Here is a 19,526-nt window from a genome sequence, read left to right on the forward strand (position 1 = left end):
AACCAGCGCTTGAGCTCATTACAAACAGCTTTGCAAGAGACTCACCCCACAAACGAAAAAGCCCCGTCGCAAGACAGGGCTTTTCCAGCGATCTCGCAATTAAGCTGCGACAACGCTCACGTAACGGCGGTTGAACGCGCCTTTTACTTCAAACTTGATCACGCCTTCGATTTTCGCGAAGAGGGTGTGATCTTTACCCATGCCTACACCGTAACCGGCGTGGAATTGGGTGCCGCGCTGACGCACGATGATGTTGCCCGGAATGATTTTCTGGCCGCCATACATCTTAACGCCAAGGCGTTTGGCTTCTGAGTCGCGACCGTTACGGGTACTACCACCAGCTTTTTTGTGTGCCATGAGTCAATTCTCCTAGTGAGGAATTAGGCTGAAATTAAGCCTGAATACCGGTGATTTTGATCTCGGTGTACCACTGGCGGTGGCCCATACGCTTCATGTGGTGCTTACGACGACGGAACTTGATGATGCGGACTTTATCGTGACGACCTTGGGAGATCACTTCAGCCACAACGGTAGCGCCAGCAACAACTGGAGCGCCGATGTTCACGTCATCGCCATTGGCGACCAACAGAACGCGATCAAAAGTAACGGATTCGCCGGTAGCGACTTCCAGTTTTTCGATCTTCAGGTATTCACCTGGGGCGACTTTGTATTGCTTGCCACCAGTAACAATTACTGCGTACGACATGGTATTTCTCCGATAATCCTGCTCACCCAGCGCTTTATAAGAAGAGGTATTGGCTGGCATGGCTGCATGGGATGGACGTCCCGAATGCAATTGCGTAAGGCAGGTGCTGCCCAGGAAGTTCAGGGTGCGCGATTGTACGCAAGGTAAAGGGGTGTTGCAAGTGGCCGTCCATCGCGCCTTGACACCCGGGGGCCTGGGTCCTAGCATGCCGCGCAACCCTTCTGGAGCGACTGTCGCTGATGCAACCCCAAGCTTTCTACCGCGCGGTCGCGGACGATTTTAGCGCCGTCGACGGCATCATCAAGAAGCAGCTGACTTCTAAAGTGCCGCTGGTCTCCAAAATTGGCGACTATATTACGTCGGCGGGCGGTAAGCGCCTGCGTCCTTTATTAGTGTTGCTGTGCGGCAAGGCCCTGGGCCGTGAAGGCGATGACCTGCGCCTGCTGGCAGCCACCATCGAGTTCCTGCACACCGCCACCCTGCTGCATGACGACGTGGTCGACATGTCCGGCATGCGCCGTGGCCGTGAGACCGCCAATGCCATGTGGGGCAACGCCCCCAGCGTATTGGTGGGCGACTTCCTGTACTCGCGCTCGTTCGAAATGATGGTTGAACTCGGCTCGATGCCGGTGATGAAGATTCTTTCACAGGCCACACGCATCATCGCCGAAGGCGAAGTGTTGCAACTGTCGAAGGTCCGCGACGCGAGCACCACCGAAGAAACCTACATGGAAGTGATTCGCGGCAAGACCGCGATGCTCTTCGAAGCCTCCACCCACAGCGCCGCAGCCTTGTGCAACGCCACCGCCGAACAGGCCGAAGCGCTGCGCACCTTTGGCGATCACCTGGGCGTGGCGTTCCAATTGGTGGACGACCTGCTCGACTACCGTGGCGACGCCGAAACCCTGGGCAAGAACGTCGGTGATGACCTGGCCGAGGGCAAGCCGACCCTGCCACTGATCTACACCATGCGCGAAGGCACGCCGGAACAGGCCGCCCTGGTGCGCAAGGCGATCCAGAAAGGCGGGATCGAAGATCTGGAAGCCATCCGCGCCGCTGTCGAAGCGTCGGGTTCCCTGGACTACACCGCGCAGCTGGCGCGTGATTTCGTGGCCCGAGCCATTCAGTGCCTGGAAGCCCTGCCAGCCAGCGAATACCGGGACGCCCTGGTTGAACTGAGTGAGTTTGCGGTCGCCCGTACCCATTGATGCGGGCCCATGTGGGAGGCGCTCCTCCCACATTTAGATTTCATACAACCTGTAAGACCACAAATCCCTATATAATGTGCGACTTTTAGCCATCCTGACTTTCAAGGAGCTTTAGTGAGCACGTTGCCACCCTGCCCGAAATGCAATTCCGAATACACCTACGAAGATGGCGCCCAGCTGATCTGCCCGGAATGCGCCCATGAGTGGTCCGCCACTGGCGAGGCCGAAGCGGCCGGCGATGAAACCGTGAAGAAAGACTCTGTAGGCAACGTCCTGCAGGACGGCGACACCATCACCGTGATCAAGGACCTCAAGGTCAAGGGCACCTCCCTGGTAGTCAAGGTCGGTACCAAGGTCAAGAACATCCGCCTGTGTGACGGCGACCACGATATCGACTGCAAGATCGACGGCATCGGCCCGATGAAGCTCAAGTCCGAGTTCGTGCGTAAAGTCTGAACCCGCTGTATCCATCCCGCGCCCGCCGCGGGATGGCGTTTCGCCCTCTGCGTTGACCTCTCGCAATATCCACACAGAAAAACCCGGAAATCGCCAATAGGCACTTGCTATTCTACGAATAAGAATTATTCTCATTGAAACCCATCAAGGAGATGCGACCCATGACTTATTTGATAGATGCCTGGCTGGACCGCCCACACCCTTACCTGCGGATCCTGCATCGGGAAACCGGTGAAGTCTGTGCGGTACTGGAAGAAGAAGCGTTGAGTGAACTGCAGGATCAGGGCGACCTGGACGTCAATGGCCTGAGTTCCAGTGAACCTGGGGTGTTGAAGGAGGTGGTGCGCAATCTGTTTCTGTTCTGCTATGCCCGAGCGTTGCGCCCGGCCACGGAGCTCAATGGCAAGTTCCATCCATGAGCACAACCGCAAAACACTGTGGGGACGAGCAGGCTCGCTCCCACAGGTAATCAGCAGGCCTTACAGAACGTCGAGCAGCTCGACGTCGAACACCAGAACGCTGTGCGGCGGGATGCTGCCAACGCCTTGAGCGCCGTAAGCCAGTTCGCTCGGCACGTACAGACGCCATTTGCTGCCGGCATTCATCAGTTGCAGGGCTTCGGTCCAGCCGGCGATCACGCCGCCCACCGGGAATTCTGCAGGCTGGCCGCGCTCGTAGGAACTGTCGAACACAGTGCCGTCGATCAGGGTGCCGTGGTAGTGAGTACGCACTTGGTCTTCACGGGTCGGCTTGGCGCCATCACCGGCGGTCAGCACTTCGAATTGCAGACCGGAAGCCAGGGTGGTGATGCCATCACGCTTGGCGTTTTCAGCCAGGAACGCCAGGCCGGCACCCGCCGCAGCTTCAGCCTTGGCAGCGGCTTCGGCCTGCATGATTTCGCGGATCACCTTGAAGCTGGCAGCCATTTGCTCCTGGTCAACACGGCTTGGCTTGCCGGCGAAAGCGTCGGTCAGGCCGGCCAGGATCGCATCCAGGCTTACGCCCGGTGGCGGGTTGTCGCGCAGTTGGTCGCCCAACTGACGGCCGATACCGTAGCTGACGCGGGTTTCGTCGGTGGACAGATTAACTTCGGACATGAAGAGGCTCCGCTGTAGGGCGACACAGTTTCCTGCGCCATCCAAAACTAAAAGGGCCCGCAGACTAGCATAAAACCGGCATGCACGATGAACCCCGCGCCTCATGCCTGCGGGCTTGCGTTGGTCGGTCAGGGGGGGTTACCCATTGATGCACGAATAAAAAGTTTCAGATTCCAACTCGTCCGCCGATACAGCCCTACACATCTTGGCTGGCTCAAACAACAACACCGCCCAGCAGACAGACATCACTTTTGCGGAGCATTCGATGAACAGCTGGTTCGGTAACATCAGCGTCAACCTCAAACTCGGCCTGGGCTTCGGCCTGGTGCTGGTCCTCACCTCGATCCTGGCCCTCACCGGCTGGACCAGCCTGGGCGGCCTGATCGACCGCAGCAACTGGATGAGCGACATCACCCAGCTCAACGCGTCCCTGACCAAGCTGCGCATCGTGCGCCTGCAATACATGCTCGCCAACGGCGACGAGGCCGTGGCCCAGAACGTACAGACCAACCTGGATGCCTTTGCTGCCCAGCAACAGAAACTGCTCGACAGCTTCAAGAGCCCGGAAAACCTCAAGCTGCTCAACGAGCAGAAAGCGATCATCACCGCTTACCAACAGTCGCTGACCAAAATGCGCGAGGCCTACCGTAACGGCAATGCCTCTCGCCAGGTGATGGGCGACAAAGCCGACATCGCCAACGCCCAGATCAATGCGCTGGAGAGCAGCGTCAAGCAAATGCCTGACAGTGCGGAGCACCTGGCCCAGTTCCAGGCCGTGGCCGACGCCAAGCTGCAATTCCAATTGGCGCGTTACGAAGTGCGCGGTTACACCGGCAACGTCAACCCGGACACCGAAGCCCGTGCCGCCGCACAGATTGAAAAAACCATCGCCGGCTTGAAAGACCTCAGCGCCGCTTTCGGTAGCAGCCAACAGAACGCACTGACCTCGCTGGAAACCGCTCTGGGCGCCTACCGCACTGCCGTGCAGAACTACAAGGCGGCCAATGCCAACATCGTCACCGCCCGGGCCGAAATGACCACCCAAGGCGCCGATATCGTGACCATCAGCGACAAGCTGTACGACATTCAGCTGAACCGTCGCGACGCCGAAAGCGCCCAGGCCCGCAGCCTGCAATTGATCAGCACCTTGCTGGCCCTGCTGGTCGGCGTGATTGCCGCGCTGGTTATCACGCGCCAGATCACGCGCCCGATCCAGGAAACCCTGGCAGTGGTGGAACGTATCGCTTCCGGCGACCTGAGCCACAATATCCAGATTACCCGTCGCGATGAGCTGGGCGTGCTGCAACAAGGCATCCAGCGCATGGGCACCACCCTGCGCGAATTGATCAGCGGCATCCGCGACGGCGTGACCCAGATCGCCAGCGCCGCCGAAGAGCTGTCGGCCGTGACCGAGCAGACCAGCGCTGGCGTGAACAGCCAGAAAATCGAGACCGACCAGGTTGCCACGGCGATGCACGAAATGACCGCCACCGTGCAGGAAGTCGCGCGTAACGCCGAACAAGCCTCCCTCGCCGCTGCCGACGCCGATGGTCAAGCCCGTGCCGGCGACAAGGTGGTCGCCGAGGCCATCGCCCAGATCGAACGCCTGGCCGCCGAAGTCGCGCGCTCCACCGACGCCATGACCCACCTGCAGCAAGAGAGCAACAAGATCGGCAGTGTGATGGACGTGATCAAGGCCGTGGCCGAGCAAACCAACCTGCTGGCCCTCAACGCGGCGATCGAAGCAGCGCGTGCCGGTGAAGCCGGGCGTGGTTTTGCCGTGGTGGCCGATGAAGTACGTGGCCTGGCCCAGCGCACGCAAAAATCCACCGAAGAAATCGAAGGCCTGGTCGCCGGTTTGCAGAACGGCACCCAGCAAGTGGCCAATGTGATGAACAACAGCCGCAGCCTCACCGACAGCAGTGTCGAGCTGACCCGCAAGGCGGGTGTGTCGCTGGAAAACATCACCCGTACGGTGTCGAATATCCAGTCGATGAACCAGCAGATCGCCGCCGCCGCCGAGCAGCAAAGCGCCGTGGCTGAAGAGATCAGCCGTAGCATCGTGAATGTGCGTGATGTGTCGGAGCAGACCGCTACGGCGAGTGACGAGACGGCCAAGTCGAGTGTGGAACTGGCGCGGTTGGGCAGCCAGTTGCAGCAGATGGTCAGCCACTTCCGGGTTTAAGAACCGCAGTCCCTGTGGCGAGGGAGCTTGCTCCCGTTGGGGCGCGAAGCGGCCCTGATCAAGTTGATGCAGATTTGAAGTTGAGAGCGCAGTGAATGCTTGGGGCTGCTACGCAGCCCAACGGGAGCAAGCTCCCTCGCCACAGGCAAACCTAGACATACTCGGCCCTCCGTGAGTTGGGCCTTACCTCCAGCACACTTACCGGAACACGTGAGCCTTCGGACGCGAGTCGGTTGCGTCCTTTGAGAGAGCAACCCCAGCCACTAACTGGTGTTGCAAAAAAACCGCCCTACCAAGGCGGTTTTTTATTGCCCGCGATTTACCCCTCAGCCCTCGCCTTCCTCAACAAACACCAGCCGATTCCCAAACGGATCCTTGATGCTCATCTCCCGCGATCCCCAAGGCGTTTCCTCAACCCCTGGCTTGGCATACCGGTAATCCTTGCCAACCAACTGCTGCTGATACGCGTCCACCCCTTGTGCCTGAATCCGCACCGCCGCGCCCGGCGACGCATCGCCATGGTGCTCAGTCAAATGCAACACGCATTCACCCAGCGATACCTGCAGGTACAACGGAAAATTCGCCTCGAAACGATGCTGCCAATCCACCTTGAACCCCAAAAAGTCCACGTAGAACTCCAACGCCTTGGCCTCGTCGAAAATCCGCAGGATGGGGGTGACTTTTCCTAAGTGCATGGCAATCGCTCCGTTCATAAGAGCGCCCACTATAGAGACGAAAATCCCCGACGCAAATCCCCACTGCGCGCCAGGAAACGACCCGGCCGCTGACCGTTCGCCTGCCCGTCGCTATAGCTCAATACACCGTTGACCCACACCCCATCAATGCCTTCCGCCGCCCGCTGCGGTTGCTTGAAGTCTGCCACATCGCGCACGCGCAACGGGTCGAACAGCACCAGGTCGGCCCAGTGCCCTTCGCGGATTTCACCGCGCTCGGCCAAACCAAATCGCGCCGCCGACAAGCCGGTCATTTTGTGCACGGCGGTGTGCAACGGGAACAACCCGACATCCCGGCTGAAATGCCCCAGCACCCTTGGAAATGCGCCCCACAAACGCGGATGCGGGAACGGATCTTCCGGCAGCCCATCCGAACCGACCATCGACAGCGGATGCGCCAGGATGCGTCGCACATCCGCTTCATCCATTCCGTAATACACCGCCCCCGCCGGTTGCAGGCGACGCGCTGCGTCCATCAGCGAAACATCCCATTCAGCGGCGATATCCTGCAGGTCGCGCCCGCCCATCTCCGGGTAAGGCGTCGACCAGGTGATGGTGATGCGAAACGCGTCAGTCACCTGCTTGAGATCCAGGGTCGAAGAACTCGCGGCATAGGGATAACAATCACAGCCTACCGGGTGGGTTTTCGCCGCCCGCTCCAGCGATGCCAACAGTTGCGGACTACGCCCCCAATTCCCGGCGCCGGCACATTTGAGATGGGAAATGATCACCGGGGCCTGGGCATGCCGACCGATCAAAAACGCCTCATCCATCGCCTCCAGCACCGGCTCGAATTCACTGCGCAAATGGGTGGTGTACACCGCGCCAAAAGCCGTCAGTGCTTCACTGAGTTGCAGCACCTCATCGGTCTCGGCACTGAACGCGCTGGCGTAGGCCAGGCCTGTGGATAACCCCAAGGCGCCAACTTCGAGGCTCTCTTGCAGTTGCATGCGCATGGCAGCGATTTCATCCGCTGAAGCGCTGCGATGCAGGTCTTGCATATGATTGCTGCGCAGTGCCGTGTGACCGATCAATGCGGCAACGTTGACCGCCGGGTGAGCCTGTTCGACCGCCGCTCGATAGTCACTGAAACGCGGGTACACAAACGCCGAAGCGCTGCCCAGCAGGTTCATCGGATCGGGCGGATCACCGCGCAACGTCACCGGCGACGCGCTGATGCCACAGTTACCGACGATCACCGTCGTTACACCCTGGCTAAGCTTGGGCAGCATCTGCGGATGGCGGATCACCACCGTGTCATCGTGGGTGTGCACGTCGATAAAACCCGGCGCCAGCACACGGCCCGCAGCTTCGACTTCATGTTCGGCCACAGCCGTCGACAAATCGCCAATCGCCTCGATACGCCCGTCACGCACCCCCACATCGGCCACATAGCCTGGGGTGTTGCTGCCATCGATGATCAATGCCTGGCGTATCAGCGTGTCGTACTTCATATCAGTCTCCAAGCGGCAGGCTGTCAGGGCCGCCGCGATAATCGTCCAGGGCCAGCTTGATCCGGCGCAGGCGTTCCTGGTTGTCGTCCGGCGAGACCAGGGCCAGCTCGGTGGCGAGCAGGTCGATGGTCAGCAGCATGCCGTAGCGGGCGGCGGTGGGCTTATAGATAAAACTGGTTTCGGCCGGCTGCAGCGGCAGCAGCACATCGGCCAATTGGGCCAAGGGCGAGTCGGCCAGGGTGATGGCGACGATGCGCGCGTCGTAATTGCGCGCCAGCTCCACCACGTCCAGCAGTTCGGGGGTGAGGCCAGTCAAGGAACACACAATCAACGCATGCTCAGGCCCCAGTGTCGCCGCCGTGACCCGCATCATCACCGGGTCATGGCAGGCCGCAATCGGATAGCCCAGGCGCACCAGGCGCACCTGCAACTCATCGCTGCACAGGCTCGACGGCCCGCCCATGCCAAACGCATGGATCATCCGCGCCTTGCCCAGCAGGCTCACCGCATCGACGAAACTGGCCTGATTGAAACCGGAGAGATGCTGACGCAACGTCGCCTCGATATCCCCCAGGATCTGCCGATGAAACGCCGACTGCTCCGGCAACCCCGCCGGGTCGAGGAAGCGACTGCCGACGCCGCTGGCCTGGGCCAACTGGAGGCGCAAGTCACGTAAATCCCGGCACCCCACACTGCGCGCAAACCGCGACAAGGTGGCCGTGCTGACCTCGGCCCGTTGCGACAATGCTTCCAGGCTGGCCGATGCGGCAAACCCCACGTCATCGAGCATCAGCTTGGCGATACGCCCTTCGCCGGCGCTGAAGGCGTCCTGGCGGGCGCGGATCTGGTAGAGGATGTCCATGGGCTCTCCGGGTTACAAGATGCAGGACAGACCATAGGTCAGACCGAAGGCGACCAGGGAAATCAAAGTCTCCAACACGGTCCAGGTCTTGAAGGTCTGGATCACCGTCATATTGAAGTATTCCTTGATCAGCCAGAAGCCGCCGTCGTTAACATGGGAAAAGATCACCGAACCCGCACCGGTGGCCAGCACCAGTAGTTCAGGGTGTGGATAACCCAGGCCCAGGGCGACCGGCGCTACAACACCGGATGCGGTGGTCATGGCGACGGTGGCCGAGCCCGTGGCAATTCGCATCAGCGCGGCGAACAGCCAACCCATCACCAACGGCGACAGGTGAAAGGCATGGGCCAGGCCGAGAATTTCGTGGGTCACACCTGCGTCCACCAGGATGCGGTTCAACCCGCCGCCCGCGCCCACCAGCAAGGTGATGCTGGCGGTCGGCGCCAGGCATTCATTGGTGAACTTGAGGATCGATTCGCGGTTGAAGCCCTGTGCGATACCCAAGGTCCAGAAGCTCACCAACGTCGCCAGCAGCAGCGCGATCACCGAGTTGCCGATGAACAGCAGGAACTGATTGAAACCGGTGCCCGGTGTGGAAATCACGTTGGCCCAGCCACCGATCATCATCAACACCACTGGCAACAGGATAGTGCCCATGGTCAGGGTAAAGCTGGGCAAGCGGGTACGCGGTTCACGCTCGATGAACTGGCGCTCCAGCGGATTTTCCGCCGGCAGGTGAATACGCGGCACGATGAATTTGGCGAAGACGGGCCCTGCGATGATTGCCGTCGGGATACCGATCAGGATGGCGTAGAGCACGGTCTGCCCCACCGACGCGTTATACGCCAGCACCGCCATCATCGCCGCCGGGTGCGGCGGCACCAGGGCATGCACCACCGACAGGCCGGCGACCATCGGCAAACCCACCATCAGGATGGACACGCCCACCCGCCGCGCCACGGTAAAGGCAATCGGCACCAGCAACACAAAACCCACCTCGAAAAACAGCGGCAGCCCCACTAGGAAGGCGATGCACACCATGGCCCAGCGCGCGTTGCGCTCGCCAAAACGGCTGATCAGTGTGCACGCCACCTGCTCGGCACCGCCGGACTCGGCCATCATCTTGCCGAGCATGGTGCCCAGCGCCACCACCAGGGCGATATGCCCCAGGGTCTTGCCGACGCCCGCTTCGTAGGACCCCATGATGGTGTCCGCCGGCATCCCGGCCATCAGCGCCAGGCCGATGGACACCAGGGTGATGACGATAAACGGGTTGAGTCGGTAACGTGCAATCAGCACGATCAAAGCAATGATGGCGATGGCAGCGTATGCCAACAGCCCGAAGCCCGGTGATGCGGCCATGCGGTACTCCTCGGAAAGGGTCACGTCGAATTGGTTGTGAAACTCATAAATCATTACCGAGGAGTATTTTCAATTTTTATGAAAATAACTTTCGCCCACAGATAAGCGCTGTCGCGTTGGGATATGCCCGACAGGGGTGAATGAAAATTCGAGGGGTGTTCTTACATGAAGATCAGAGGATGCCGGAAACTCGAACGCTGCCGTTGAGTCATAGAATGCGCAACCCTTCATGACCAGGAAACCGACCATGATTCGCACATCCCTCGCCGCCGGCGCCCTGCTCCTCGCCCTCAGCGGCACCGCTTCTGCCGCCGACAACCCAGCGCTGAAGAAGTGCATGGACAGCGCCAACACGACCGCCGACATGGTCACGTGCAATACCAAGGAAGCCAAGGTGCAGGACACCCGCCTGAACCGCGCCTACAAGACCGCCCTCGCCGCTCAGGAAGGCCCGCGCAAGCAGCAACTGCAAGACGTGCAACGCCTGTGGATAAAGTACCGTGACGCCAATTGCGCCTTCGCCGGTTCCGCCACCGGCGGCACCATCGACCAGGTCAACGGTTCCGGCTGCATACTCGACATGACCCAGACCCGTGCCCAGGAGCTGGAAGACCTGGTCGGGCCTTGATCACTTACTCATGATGGACCCGCGCACGCTTGAGCAGCTTCTTGCAACGCTCCGACAGATGCAGCACCCGCAGGTGCTTGCCAGCCTTGCTGTAACGCTCGCGCAGGGTCATGAGCGCGGCAATCGCTGAGTAATCGACAAAGCTCAGGTGACGGCAATCCAGCGTCACCTGGGCCGGGTCGTTGGCCGGGTCGAATTGATTCAAAAACGGCGTGGTCGAGGCGAAAAACAAGGTGCCGTGCAGGCGGTAGAGCTTGCTGCCATCGGCCTCCAGATACTCATCGGCATACAGCTCCCGCGCTTGCTGCCAGGCGAAATTCAACGCCGCAATCACGATCCCGCACAGCACGGCGGTAGCCAGATCGGTGAACACCGTGATCACCGTCACTGCAAGAATCACCAGCACGTCATTGAACGGCACCTTGTTGATCACCCGCAGCGAGGCCCAGGCAAAGGTCTGCTGGGACACCACGAACATCACGCCCACCAGCGCCGCCAGCGGAATGCGCTCGATGAACGGCGACAGGAACAGGATGAACAGCAGGATCATCACCCCGGCAAACACCCCGGACAAACGCCCGCGCCCACCGGAGCTGAGGTTGATCACGGTCTGCCCGATCATCGCGCAGCCGCCCATGCCGCCGAACAGACCGGAGACCATGTTGGCCGCGCCGAGGGCCACGCTTTCACGGTCGGGGTAGCCACGGGTCTCGGTGATTTCGTCGGTGAGGTTCAGCGTCAGCAGGGTTTCCAGCAGGCCGACCATCGCCATCAGGAACGCGTACGGCGCGATGATGCCGAGGGTGTCCAGTGTCCACGGAATCTGCGGCAGCGCGAAAGTCGGCAGGCCGCCGGCGATATGCGCCATGTCGCCGAGGGTGCGGGTAGGCAGGCCGAGCAGGTATACCGCCAGCCCCACGCCGAGGATCGCCACCAACGCAGGCGGCACGGCGCGGGTGATGCGCGGCAGCAGGTAGACGATGGCCATGGTCACCAGCACCAGGCCGGTCATCACGTACAGCGGCGTGCCGCTGAGCCAGGTTTCACCGTTTTTGAAATGCTCCAACTGCGCCAGGGCAATGATGATCGCCAGGCCGTTGACGAAGCCGAGCATCACCGGGTGCGGCACCATGCGCACCAGCTTGCCCAGGCGCAGCACGCCGAACGCGACCATGATCAGCCCGCCCAGTACCACCGTGGCCAGCAGATACTCCACACCGTGTTGCACCACCAGGGCGACGATCACCACCGCCATCGAGCCGGCCGCACCGGACACCATGCCTGGCCGGCCGCCGAACAACGCGGTGAGGGTGCAGATGATGAAAGCGCCGTAGAGCCCCATCAACGGGTTGAGGTGGGCCACCAGGGCAAAGGCGATGCATTCGGGCAGCAACGCAAAAGACGTGGTGAGGCCGGCCAGGGCATCGGCGCGCAGACGGGTGAGGTTCATGGAGTACCAGGGTAATGCGGGGGATAAGGCGGGGAATGGTACGGAATTGAGGGAGATGGGGCTAGTCTCGGAGACCGAGTCGTGCCAATCGGGGGCAAGCCCCCTCCCACAGTTGACCGAGTTCCAACTGTGGAGTGCAGTCTAGTGTGGGAGGGGGCTTGCCCCCGATAGCAACACCTGGAGATCACGTGAACATCACACCATTGCGTTGCGAATCCACTCCACCACCGACGTACGCTTCGGCGCCCAGCCCAGCAGTTCACGCACATGCTTGCCACGCACCCGGCTATTGGAGCCCAGGCCATAGTTGGCCATTTCATAGCCCCACTCGGCTTCAGCCTCGGCCAATGGCCAATCCTGCGGTTTGCCCAGGTCCAGCGCTTCGGCAATGGCAGTGGTCATGTCGATAAACGCGGCCTCGCCACTTTCCACGAAGTAGAAGGTACCGGGCACATTCTTGGTCAGCGCCAACAGGTACAGCGCCACCACGTCTTCAATGTGCACGTTGGACCAGATGTTCTGCCCGCTACCCACATGGCGTACTACACCACTCTTGCGTGCCTGCTTGAGCAGACGCGGTAGTTGCACGCTGTCGCGCTTCACGCCCAGGCTGTGGCCGTAGATCAAGGTGTTGCAGATCACCGCCGAGTTCACGCCGTCTTTGGCAGCCGCCAGAACCAGGTTGTCGATGGCCACACGAGCCGCCTTGTCGACCGTCGGTTCCGGCAGGTTGTCTTCGAAGTAGATGACATCGCTGGCCTTGCCGCCCGATGCATCCCCGACAATGCTCGAACCACTGGTGTGCAGGAACGGCTTGTTCGAGCCCTTCAACGCCGCGAGCAGGGTTTCCACGGCGGCACGGTGGTCGCTGCTGGCGGCGTTGATCACCGCGTCGGCCTTTTGCGCTTGCTCGGTCAATACAGCCGCGTCATCCAGGGTGCCGATCATTGGGTTGATGCCCAGCGCGGTCATCTCGGCCGCCTGCTCGGCGCTGCGCACCAGGCCGGTAACGGTGTGGCCGGCCTTGACCAGGCCGGTGGCAATGGAACCGCCGATAAAACCTGCTGCGCCGGTAATGAATACATTCATGGAGGACTCTCCTGACTGGGTAAGTGATGAACCCAGTATCAAGCACTCATCCCTGACGAATAAGCCTCCACGGCCCAATTCACTCTTGCGCGCAGGTCACGAATCAGCAGGCATACCGCGCCAGCTTGGCCTGGATAAAGTCCAGGAAACATTGGATACGCAATGCCAGCTGCGAGTTACGGTAGAACACTGCGTGGATCGGCTGGCGATAACCGCTGTTGAACGCCTCCAGCACCGGCACCAGGCGCCCGGCCTCGATATCGTCGATGGTCATGAAGTTCGACAGGCAACAGATGCCCTGCCCTTCCAGCGCCAACTGGCGCACGGTTTCGCCGCTGGACGCCGCCACGCCGGGCTGGATCAGCCAGCGATCGCCCTCCACATGGCGCAGCGGCCAGTGGTTGAGGGTTTCGGTCTGGGTGAACCCCAACAGCGTGTGATCGGCCAGCTCGGCCACCGTGGTGGGCACGCCGTATTGCTTGAGGTAGTCGGGGCTGGCGAGGATATGCAGCGGCGTACAGCCAAGAGACCGCGCATGCAGGGTGGAGTCGGCCAGGACGCCGATACGGATGGCGATGTCGGTGCTCTGCTCCAGCAGGTCGATGATCAAGTCATCGCTGTTCAGCTCCAGCTGGATGTCCGGGTAGAGGCCGCGAAATTCGGCGATGTAGGGCACGATCCCATGCAGCATGAACGGCACGGCAGCGTTGATGCGCAGGCGCCCCGCCGGTTTCTGCTGGCGTGATGACAGGCGCTCCTCCAACTCTTCCATCTGCGCCAGGATCACCTTGGCCTGCTCGAAGAAGTACTTGCCCTCTTCGGTGAGGTCCATGCGTCGTGTGGTGCGGTTGATCAGCGTGGTGTCAAGCTTGGCTTCCAGGCGCGACAAGGTGCGGCTGACAGCCGAGGGCGTCTGCCCGACTTGCTCGGCGGCGGCGGAAATCGAACCGCATTCAATCACGCTGACGAAGATCTGCAGCTCATCGGACCGGGCTTTCACAGGCGCTCCTCGTTATCGGTTCAGCGCAGCTTACACCGAGAAATTGAACACCTGCGCCAGATGCTGCTCGTAGCGCGCTACATCAGCGTCGATGGCCGGGCGTTTCATCACGTCCACGCACAGGAACGTCGGCAGGCCGGTCATGCCGAGGAACTCGTTGGCCTTGTGGAACGGGAAGTACACCGCGTCCACACCCTTGGCTTCGAAGAAGTCGGTCGGGTCATCGAAGGCTTGCTGCGGCGCGTTCCAGGTCAGCGAGAGCATGTACTGCTTGCCGTGGATCAGGCCACCGCTGCCGTACTTCTGCGAGGCATCGGAACGGGTGCGACCGTCGCTGGCGTACAGGCTGCCGTGGCCTTCGGTGAAGACTTCGTCGATGTACTTCTTGACGATCCACGGCGCGCCCATCCACCAGCCGGGCATTTGGTAGATGATCACATCGGCCCAGAGGAATTTGGCCACTTCTTCGGCCACGTCGTAGCCTTCGTCGATGTGGGTGACCTTGACGTCGATGCCCGCACGGTCCAACGCCGCCACGGCGGTGTCATGCAGGGTGGTGTTGTAGCGGCCATCGGAGTGGGCGAATTTCTTGCCGCCGTTGAGCAGGAGGACTTTTTTCATGGGAGGGTATCCAGAGGGGTTAACAATGTCTGCCGGCAGGCTATCGACATCGGCCGCTCGGAATAAGCGGTGGTGCGGCAAAATACATTTGACCAAAAGGCACGAATTACCCGCGCATTGTTAACCGCTGATCAGCAGATGGGCGCCCAGCAACGCCATGCCGATGAAAAATACGCGCTTGAACAACACCGCACTGATGCGCTGACGCACCGCCTGGCCCAACCACATGCCCAGCAGCGCCGGCACCAATGCCAACAATGAAGCATTGATCTCCCCACCTCCGAGCGTGCCGTGCCACGCCATGCCGGCAGCGAGCGCCAGGGTCGACACGGTGAAGGACAGCCCCAGCGCCTGCACCAACTGATTGCGGTCCAAGCCCAGGGCTTGCAGATAGGGCACGGCGGGGATCACAAACACACCGGTCGACGAGGTGATGATGCCGGTGATAACACCACACAAAGGGCCCAACCAGCGTTCGGTTCGAGGCTTCACCTTGAAGGCGGGCAGGAACAGCCCGCTCACTGCATACGCTAGCAACGCCCCGCCCAACGCATGGCCTACCCATCGCCCTCCACTCAGGCCCAGCCACAGCGTGCCAAACCCGGTACCGAGAAAGATCAGCAGCAGCATCGGCCACAAGCGCCTGAGCAACGCACTCAAATGACCGCCGAACGCCAGTTGCCACAGGTTGGTGATCGTCGATGGGATGATCAGCAACGCTGCAGCCTGCGCCGGTAACATAGCCAGACCGAGCAAGCCCATGGAGACTGTCGGCAAGCCCAGGCCAATCACACCCTTGACGGTGCCGGCAAGCATGAAGGTGCCGATCACCAGCAGTGTCGGGGCTGGGCCGATATCTTGGTAAAACGCGAGGAATGTATTCATGGGGTGATAGTGCGGTTTTTCGATGAGGTCGAAAATTCGCCATATACTGAGGCAGACTCTTGTTTTGCCAGAGGCTGGCGCCATGCACTTTGACCTGATAGACCTGCGCCTTTACCTGCATATCTTCGACACAGGCAATATCACCGCTGGAGCAGCCCGCAGCCACTTGTCCCTCGCGGCGGCCAGCGCCCGCATCCGAGCGATGGAGGCTTCGCTGGGCATCGAGTTTCTTGAACGTGGCCGCCGTGGCGTTACCCCAACGCCCGCAGGCAAGGCCCTGGCCCGCCACGCCCGCCTGTTGCTGCAACAGGCCGAGCATCTGCGCCAGGACCTCGCGGAATACGCCAACGGCATCAAGGGCCAGGTGCGCCTGCTGTGCAACACCACCGCCCTCAGCGAATACCTGCCGGAGTTGCTGGCGGACTTTTTGCGTGAACACCCCAACCTCGACATCGACTTGCAGGAGCTGCCAAGCCTGCGCATCACCCAGGCCTTGCGCCAGGGCACAGCGGACCTCGGGATCATTTCCGACGCGGTAGACACCCACGGCCTGCAGACCCTGCCCTTTCGCGATGACCCGCTGGTGCTGATCACTCCGCAGGATCATCCGTTCACCGCAGGGAGCTTTATCGATAGCCTGCAACACGACTTTGTGGGCCTTGCCTCCCACAGCGCGTTGACGGTTTACCTCGAAGAACAGGCATTGCACGCGGGTTTTCGCCTGCAAACACGCATCCGCGCCGAGGGGTTTGATGGGGTGATCCGCATGGTCGCGCGCGGCGCCGGCCTGGGTATCGTGCCCCAGGCGGCACTGGAGCGCTGGCCGCTGGAATCCAGCTTCAAGGTCCACCCTCTGCAAGAAGAGTGGGCCTGCCGGAAGCTGCTGTTATGCGCGCGCTCGTTCGAACTCCTGCCCGGTTACGCCAAGGCCTTGTTCGACGCCTTGGCCCTGCCCTTGCGGAAAAACCCGTAATACACCGCCGACAAGATCAGCAGGAACGGCACGCCAAACACCAGCGTCATCTTGAACGCCTCGGTGAAATACGTGGTGATCATCACCGCGCCCATCAGCACCAGGCCCAGCAAGGTGCTGTAGGGAAACAAGCGCAGTTGGAACGACAGCGTCGGCCCACCGTGGCGCTGGCGGTAGCGACGGAAGAACAGATGCGTAAGGAAGATCATGAACCAGGTGAAGATCGCGCCGAACATCGAGATCGCCATCATCAAGGTGAACGAGCTTTGCGGGTATATCACGTTGAGCAACGTCGCCAGGGCGATGCCCGAACTGGACAGCAGCAACGCATTCAGCGGAATGCCGCTCTTGCTCAAGGCGCCCATGGCCTTGGGCGCAAAGCCGGCACGGGACAGGCTGAACATCATGCGGGTGGTGATGTAGAGCTGGCTGTTCATGGCCGACAACGCTGCGATCAAAATCACGAAATTCATCACCCCGGTGGCGCCGGGAATGCCGATGGTCTGCATTACCGTGACGAAGGGGCTCTGGGTCTGCCCGGCCTGGTTCCACGGCACGATGGCCAGCATCAGCGCCAGGGTCAGCAGGTAAAACACCACCAGGCGCACGATGGTCGCACGGAAGGCTTTCTTCACCGCCTGTTCCGGGTCGGCCGCTTCACCGGCGGCCACGGCGATCATCTCCACGCTCAGGTAGCTGAAGATCGACACGATCACGGCGATCCACATGCCACTCAGGCCATGGGGAAAAAAGCCGTCGTGGGCCATGTAGTTCTGCACGCCGTACTCCGGGTTGCCGGAGCCGAACACGACGTACACGGCGAGGAGGATGAAGCCGACGATGGCGCTGATCTTGATCGTCGAGAACCAGTATTCGAAGTTGCCGAAGGTCTTCACGCTGATGGCGTTGAGCAGGATCAGCACACTGGAAAACGATACGATCCACACCCATTCCGGCACGTTGGCGAACCAGTACTTCATGTACATCGCGACCGCCGTAACCTCCGCACCCACCGCCAGCACAATCGCCGCCCAGTAGGCGTAGCGCACCAGGAAACCGGCCAGCGGGCTGATGTAGAACTCGGCATAAGCGCCGAACGAGCCCGAGGTGGAATGCGCCACCGTCATCTCCGCCAGGCAGCCCATCAATAACAAGGTGATCAACGCGCCGATGGCATAGCTCACCAGCACACTGGGCCCGGCATACCCAATGGCATAGGCACTGCCCATGAACAGCCCGGTGCCAATGGCGCCGCCGATGGCGATCATGCTCATCTGGCCGGAAGTGAGCTGGCGCCGCAGGCCCAGTTCGCGGTGGGTGATCTCGGCAAAGCCGGTGTCTGGCGTGGTCATGTGGTGTGCCCCATTATTATTGTGATTGCACTATTTATTAACTGTTGTCACAAATTCCCTGTGGGAGGGGGCAAGCCCCCTCCCACATCTTTATCTGCGTTGTGGTCAGGTCACGCTGTTGCGGACTTTGAATTGCGGTTGGTCCCAGGTGCGGTTGTCGAGGATTTCGCCCAGGATTTCCACAGCGTCAAACACCTCGGTAAAGCTTGTGTACAACGGCGTAAACCCAAAGCGCATGATGCGCGGCTCGCGGTAGTCGCCGATCACGCCACGGGCGATCAAGGCCTGGATCACCGCGTAGCCTTCGGGGTGTTCAAAGCTCACATGACTGCCGCGCCGGGCGTGTTCACGCGGGGTGATCAGCACCAGTTCATGAGCAGCGCAACGTGCTTCGACCAGTGCGATAAACAGATCGGTCAACGCCAGGGACTTGCTGCGCAGACTCGCCATATCGGTCTGGGCGAAAATCTCCAGCCCGCATTCCACCATCGCCAGCGAGGTGATCGGTTGGGTGCCGCACAGGTAACGCGCGATACCCGCACTCGGCGCGTAGTTCGATTCCATGGCGAACTGCCGGGTGTGGCCGAACCAGCCCGACAACGGCTGGCGCACCACATCCACCAACGCCGGGTTGACCCACACAAACGCCTGGGAGCCCGGGCCGCCGTTGAGGTACTTGTAGGTGCAGCCAATCGCATAATCGGCACCGGCCTGATGCAGGTCGATGGGCACCGCGCCCGCCGAGTGCGCCAGGTCCCAGATACTCAGCGCGCCGCACTCGTGGCTCAGGGCGGTCAGCGCCTGCATGTCGTACATGTAGCCGGTCTTGTAGTTGACGTGGGTGAGCATCACCACCGCCACGTCCTGGTCGATAGCCTGGGGCAATTCGTCCGGACTGTTCACCAGGCGCAGGCCATAGCCCTGTTGCAGCAGCTCGGCCAGGCCCTCGGCGATATACAGGTCGGTCGGAAAGTTGCTCGCCTCGCTGACGATCACCTTGCGGTGCGGTTGGCGTTGACGCTGCACGGTCAACGCGGCGCTGAGCACCTTGAACAGGTTGATCGAGGTGGTATCGGTGATCACCACTTCACCGTCGCCCGCGCCGATCAACGGCGCCAGGCGGTTACCCAGGCGCTGGGACAGGTCCGCCCAGCCGGCGCTGTTCCAACTACGGATCAGGCCATTACCCCATTCTTCGGCAATCACTGCCTGGGCTCGTGCCAACGCCGTCACCGGGCGTGCGCCGAGGGAGTTGCCGTCGAGATAGATCACGCCCTCCGGCAACGCAAACTGGCGGCGCAGTGGCGCCAGCGGATCTTGTTCGTCGAGGGCTAGGCAGTGGCTTCGCGTGGTCATGGGCTGTCCTGGTTTTTATAGGTAAGAATGGACCAAATAATGAACGAACTTTTAGAGAATTTTCGTGCAAAGTGGCGGGCAACAGGCTAATTAAGCTGTAGGAAATTC

At 60.9% G+C, this 19,526-nt stretch carries 20 protein-coding genes and 1 pseudogene; 7 read left to right on the forward strand and 14 right to left on the reverse strand.

Features of this window, described 5'->3' with window-relative positions:
- Positions 1-99 precede the first annotated feature (99 nt).
- Both rpmA and rplU read right to left on the reverse strand, forming a co-directional pair.
- Entirely contained in the window at positions 100-357 is a 258-nt protein-coding gene (rpmA, locus tag AC3WP7_RS26275; protein WP_003176049.1) for a 50S ribosomal protein L27, read from the reverse strand.
- A gap of 34 nt (positions 358-391) precedes the next feature.
- The gene (gene rplU / locus AC3WP7_RS26280) at positions 392-706 is read right to left on the reverse strand and encodes a 50S ribosomal protein L21 (RefSeq protein WP_007950961.1); all 315 of its coding nucleotides are present in this window, start codon (positions 704-706) and stop codon (positions 392-394) included.
- 239 nt (positions 707-945) lie between these two features.
- On the opposite strand from rplU, the gene AC3WP7_RS26285 reads away from it, so the two are divergent.
- The 3 genes from AC3WP7_RS26285 (at position 946) to AC3WP7_RS26295 (ending at position 2,789) form a co-directional block, all read left to right on the forward strand.
- Positions 946-1,914: a polyprenyl synthetase family protein gene (locus AC3WP7_RS26285; RefSeq protein ID WP_058425717.1), complete on the forward strand. Its 969-nt coding sequence runs from the start codon at positions 946-948 to the stop codon at positions 1,912-1,914.
- Between the two features lie 114 nt (positions 1,915-2,028).
- Positions 2,029-2,370 (forward strand): zinc ribbon domain-containing protein YjdM, encoded by a 342-nt coding sequence (locus AC3WP7_RS26290; RefSeq protein WP_024077373.1) that lies wholly within the window; start codon positions 2,029-2,031, stop codon positions 2,368-2,370.
- Between the two features lie 161 nt (positions 2,371-2,531).
- Positions 2,532-2,789, forward strand: coding sequence for a PA4570 family protein (locus tag AC3WP7_RS26295; protein ID WP_056858344.1), 258 nt, complete (start codon positions 2,532-2,534; stop codon positions 2,787-2,789).
- Positions 2,790-2,849: 60 nt separating this feature from the next.
- On the opposite strand, the gene bamJ is transcribed toward AC3WP7_RS26295, so the two are convergent.
- On the reverse strand, positions 2,850-3,467 hold the full coding sequence (gene bamJ, locus AC3WP7_RS26300; RefSeq protein WP_003176055.1) for a BamJ family beta-barrel-assembly machinery protein: 618 nt from the start codon (positions 3,465-3,467) through the stop codon (positions 2,850-2,852).
- Between the two features lie 400 nt (positions 3,468-3,867).
- Here bamJ and AC3WP7_RS26305 point away from each other — a divergent pair.
- Positions 3,868-4,797 (forward strand): annotated as a pseudogene (locus AC3WP7_RS26305) (methyl-accepting chemotaxis protein); the annotation flags it as partial.
- Positions 4,789-5,652 (forward strand): methyl-accepting chemotaxis protein, encoded by an 864-nt coding sequence (locus AC3WP7_RS26310; protein WP_370636473.1) that lies wholly within the window; start codon positions 4,789-4,791, stop codon positions 5,650-5,652. The pseudogene AC3WP7_RS26305 and the gene AC3WP7_RS26310, both read left to right, overlap by 9 nt.
- A 326-nt stretch (positions 5,653-5,978) precedes the next feature.
- Here the strand turns inward: AC3WP7_RS26310 and AC3WP7_RS26315 are convergent, their stop codons facing one another.
- Genes AC3WP7_RS26315 through AC3WP7_RS26330 form a run of 4 tightly spaced genes read right to left on the reverse strand, consistent with a single transcriptional unit; the run spans position 5,979 to position 10,064 of the window.
- Positions 5,979-6,347 carry a glyoxalase superfamily protein gene (locus AC3WP7_RS26315; RefSeq protein ID WP_058425714.1) on the reverse strand — a complete coding sequence of 123 codons (369 nt, stop codon included), beginning with the start codon at positions 6,345-6,347 and terminating at the stop codon, positions 5,979-5,981.
- Positions 6,348-6,376: 29 nt separating this feature from the next.
- Positions 6,377-7,840: an N-acyl-D-amino-acid deacylase family protein gene (locus AC3WP7_RS26320; protein WP_102592555.1), complete on the reverse strand. Its 1,464-nt coding sequence runs from the start codon at positions 7,838-7,840 to the stop codon at positions 6,377-6,379.
- Between the two features lies 1 nt (position 7,841).
- The gene (locus tag AC3WP7_RS26325; RefSeq protein WP_071489172.1) at positions 7,842-8,702 is read right to left on the reverse strand and encodes a MurR/RpiR family transcriptional regulator; all 861 of its coding nucleotides are present in this window, start codon (positions 8,700-8,702) and stop codon (positions 7,842-7,844) included.
- 12 nt (positions 8,703-8,714) lie between these two features.
- Positions 8,715-10,064: a GntT/GntP/DsdX family permease gene (locus AC3WP7_RS26330; protein ID WP_256579956.1), complete on the reverse strand. Its 1,350-nt coding sequence runs from the start codon at positions 10,062-10,064 to the stop codon at positions 8,715-8,717.
- A 247-nt stretch (positions 10,065-10,311) separates the two neighbouring features.
- On the opposite strand from AC3WP7_RS26330, the gene AC3WP7_RS26335 reads away from it, so the two are divergent.
- Positions 10,312-10,692, forward strand: coding sequence for a lysozyme inhibitor LprI family protein (locus AC3WP7_RS26335; protein ID WP_071489170.1), 381 nt, complete (start codon positions 10,312-10,314; stop codon positions 10,690-10,692).
- A 4-nt stretch (positions 10,693-10,696) separates the two neighbouring features.
- On the opposite strand, the gene AC3WP7_RS26340 is transcribed toward AC3WP7_RS26335, so the two are convergent.
- The 5 genes from AC3WP7_RS26340 to AC3WP7_RS26360 form a co-directional block, all read right to left on the reverse strand.
- Positions 10,697-12,142 carry a SulP family inorganic anion transporter gene (locus AC3WP7_RS26340; protein ID WP_093128265.1) on the reverse strand — a complete coding sequence of 482 codons (1,446 nt, stop codon included), beginning with the start codon at positions 12,140-12,142 and terminating at the stop codon, positions 10,697-10,699.
- 195 nt (positions 12,143-12,337) lie between these two features.
- Positions 12,338-13,231 (reverse strand): NAD-dependent epimerase/dehydratase family protein, encoded by an 894-nt coding sequence (locus AC3WP7_RS26345; protein WP_102592553.1) that lies wholly within the window; start codon positions 13,229-13,231, stop codon positions 12,338-12,340.
- Between the two features lie 103 nt (positions 13,232-13,334).
- Complete coding sequence (locus AC3WP7_RS26350) at positions 13,335-14,231, reverse strand: LysR family transcriptional regulator (RefSeq protein WP_092249402.1); 897 nt, start codon at positions 14,229-14,231, stop codon at positions 13,335-13,337.
- Between the two features lie 30 nt (positions 14,232-14,261).
- Entirely contained in the window at positions 14,262-14,852 is a 591-nt protein-coding gene (gene mdaB, locus AC3WP7_RS26355) for an NADPH:quinone oxidoreductase MdaB (protein WP_071489166.1), read from the reverse strand.
- A gap of 120 nt (positions 14,853-14,972) precedes the next feature.
- Positions 14,973-15,737, reverse strand: coding sequence for a sulfite exporter TauE/SafE family protein (locus AC3WP7_RS26360; RefSeq protein ID WP_102592552.1), 765 nt, complete (start codon positions 15,735-15,737; stop codon positions 14,973-14,975).
- Positions 15,738-15,819: 82 nt separating this feature from the next.
- On the opposite strand from AC3WP7_RS26360, the gene AC3WP7_RS26365 reads away from it, so the two are divergent.
- A complete protein-coding gene (locus tag AC3WP7_RS26365; RefSeq protein ID WP_093128257.1) occupies positions 15,820-16,710 on the forward strand; it encodes a LysR family transcriptional regulator in 891 nt (296 codons plus the stop codon).
- On the opposite strand, the gene AC3WP7_RS26370 is transcribed toward AC3WP7_RS26365, so the two are convergent.
- Together AC3WP7_RS26370 and kynU are read right to left on the reverse strand one after the other, a co-directional pair.
- The gene (locus tag AC3WP7_RS26370) at positions 16,656-18,062 is read right to left on the reverse strand and encodes an amino acid permease (protein ID WP_102592551.1); all 1,407 of its coding nucleotides are present in this window, start codon (positions 18,060-18,062) and stop codon (positions 16,656-16,658) included. The genes AC3WP7_RS26365 and AC3WP7_RS26370 overlap by 55 nt on opposite strands.
- A gap of 105 nt (positions 18,063-18,167) precedes the next feature.
- Complete coding sequence (gene kynU / locus AC3WP7_RS26375) at positions 18,168-19,418, reverse strand: kynureninase (RefSeq protein ID WP_102592550.1); 1,251 nt, start codon at positions 19,416-19,418, stop codon at positions 18,168-18,170.
- Positions 19,419-19,526 lie beyond the last annotated feature (108 nt).

It is taken from the genome of Pseudomonas sp. FW305-3-2-15-C-LB1, from assembly GCF_058787615.1.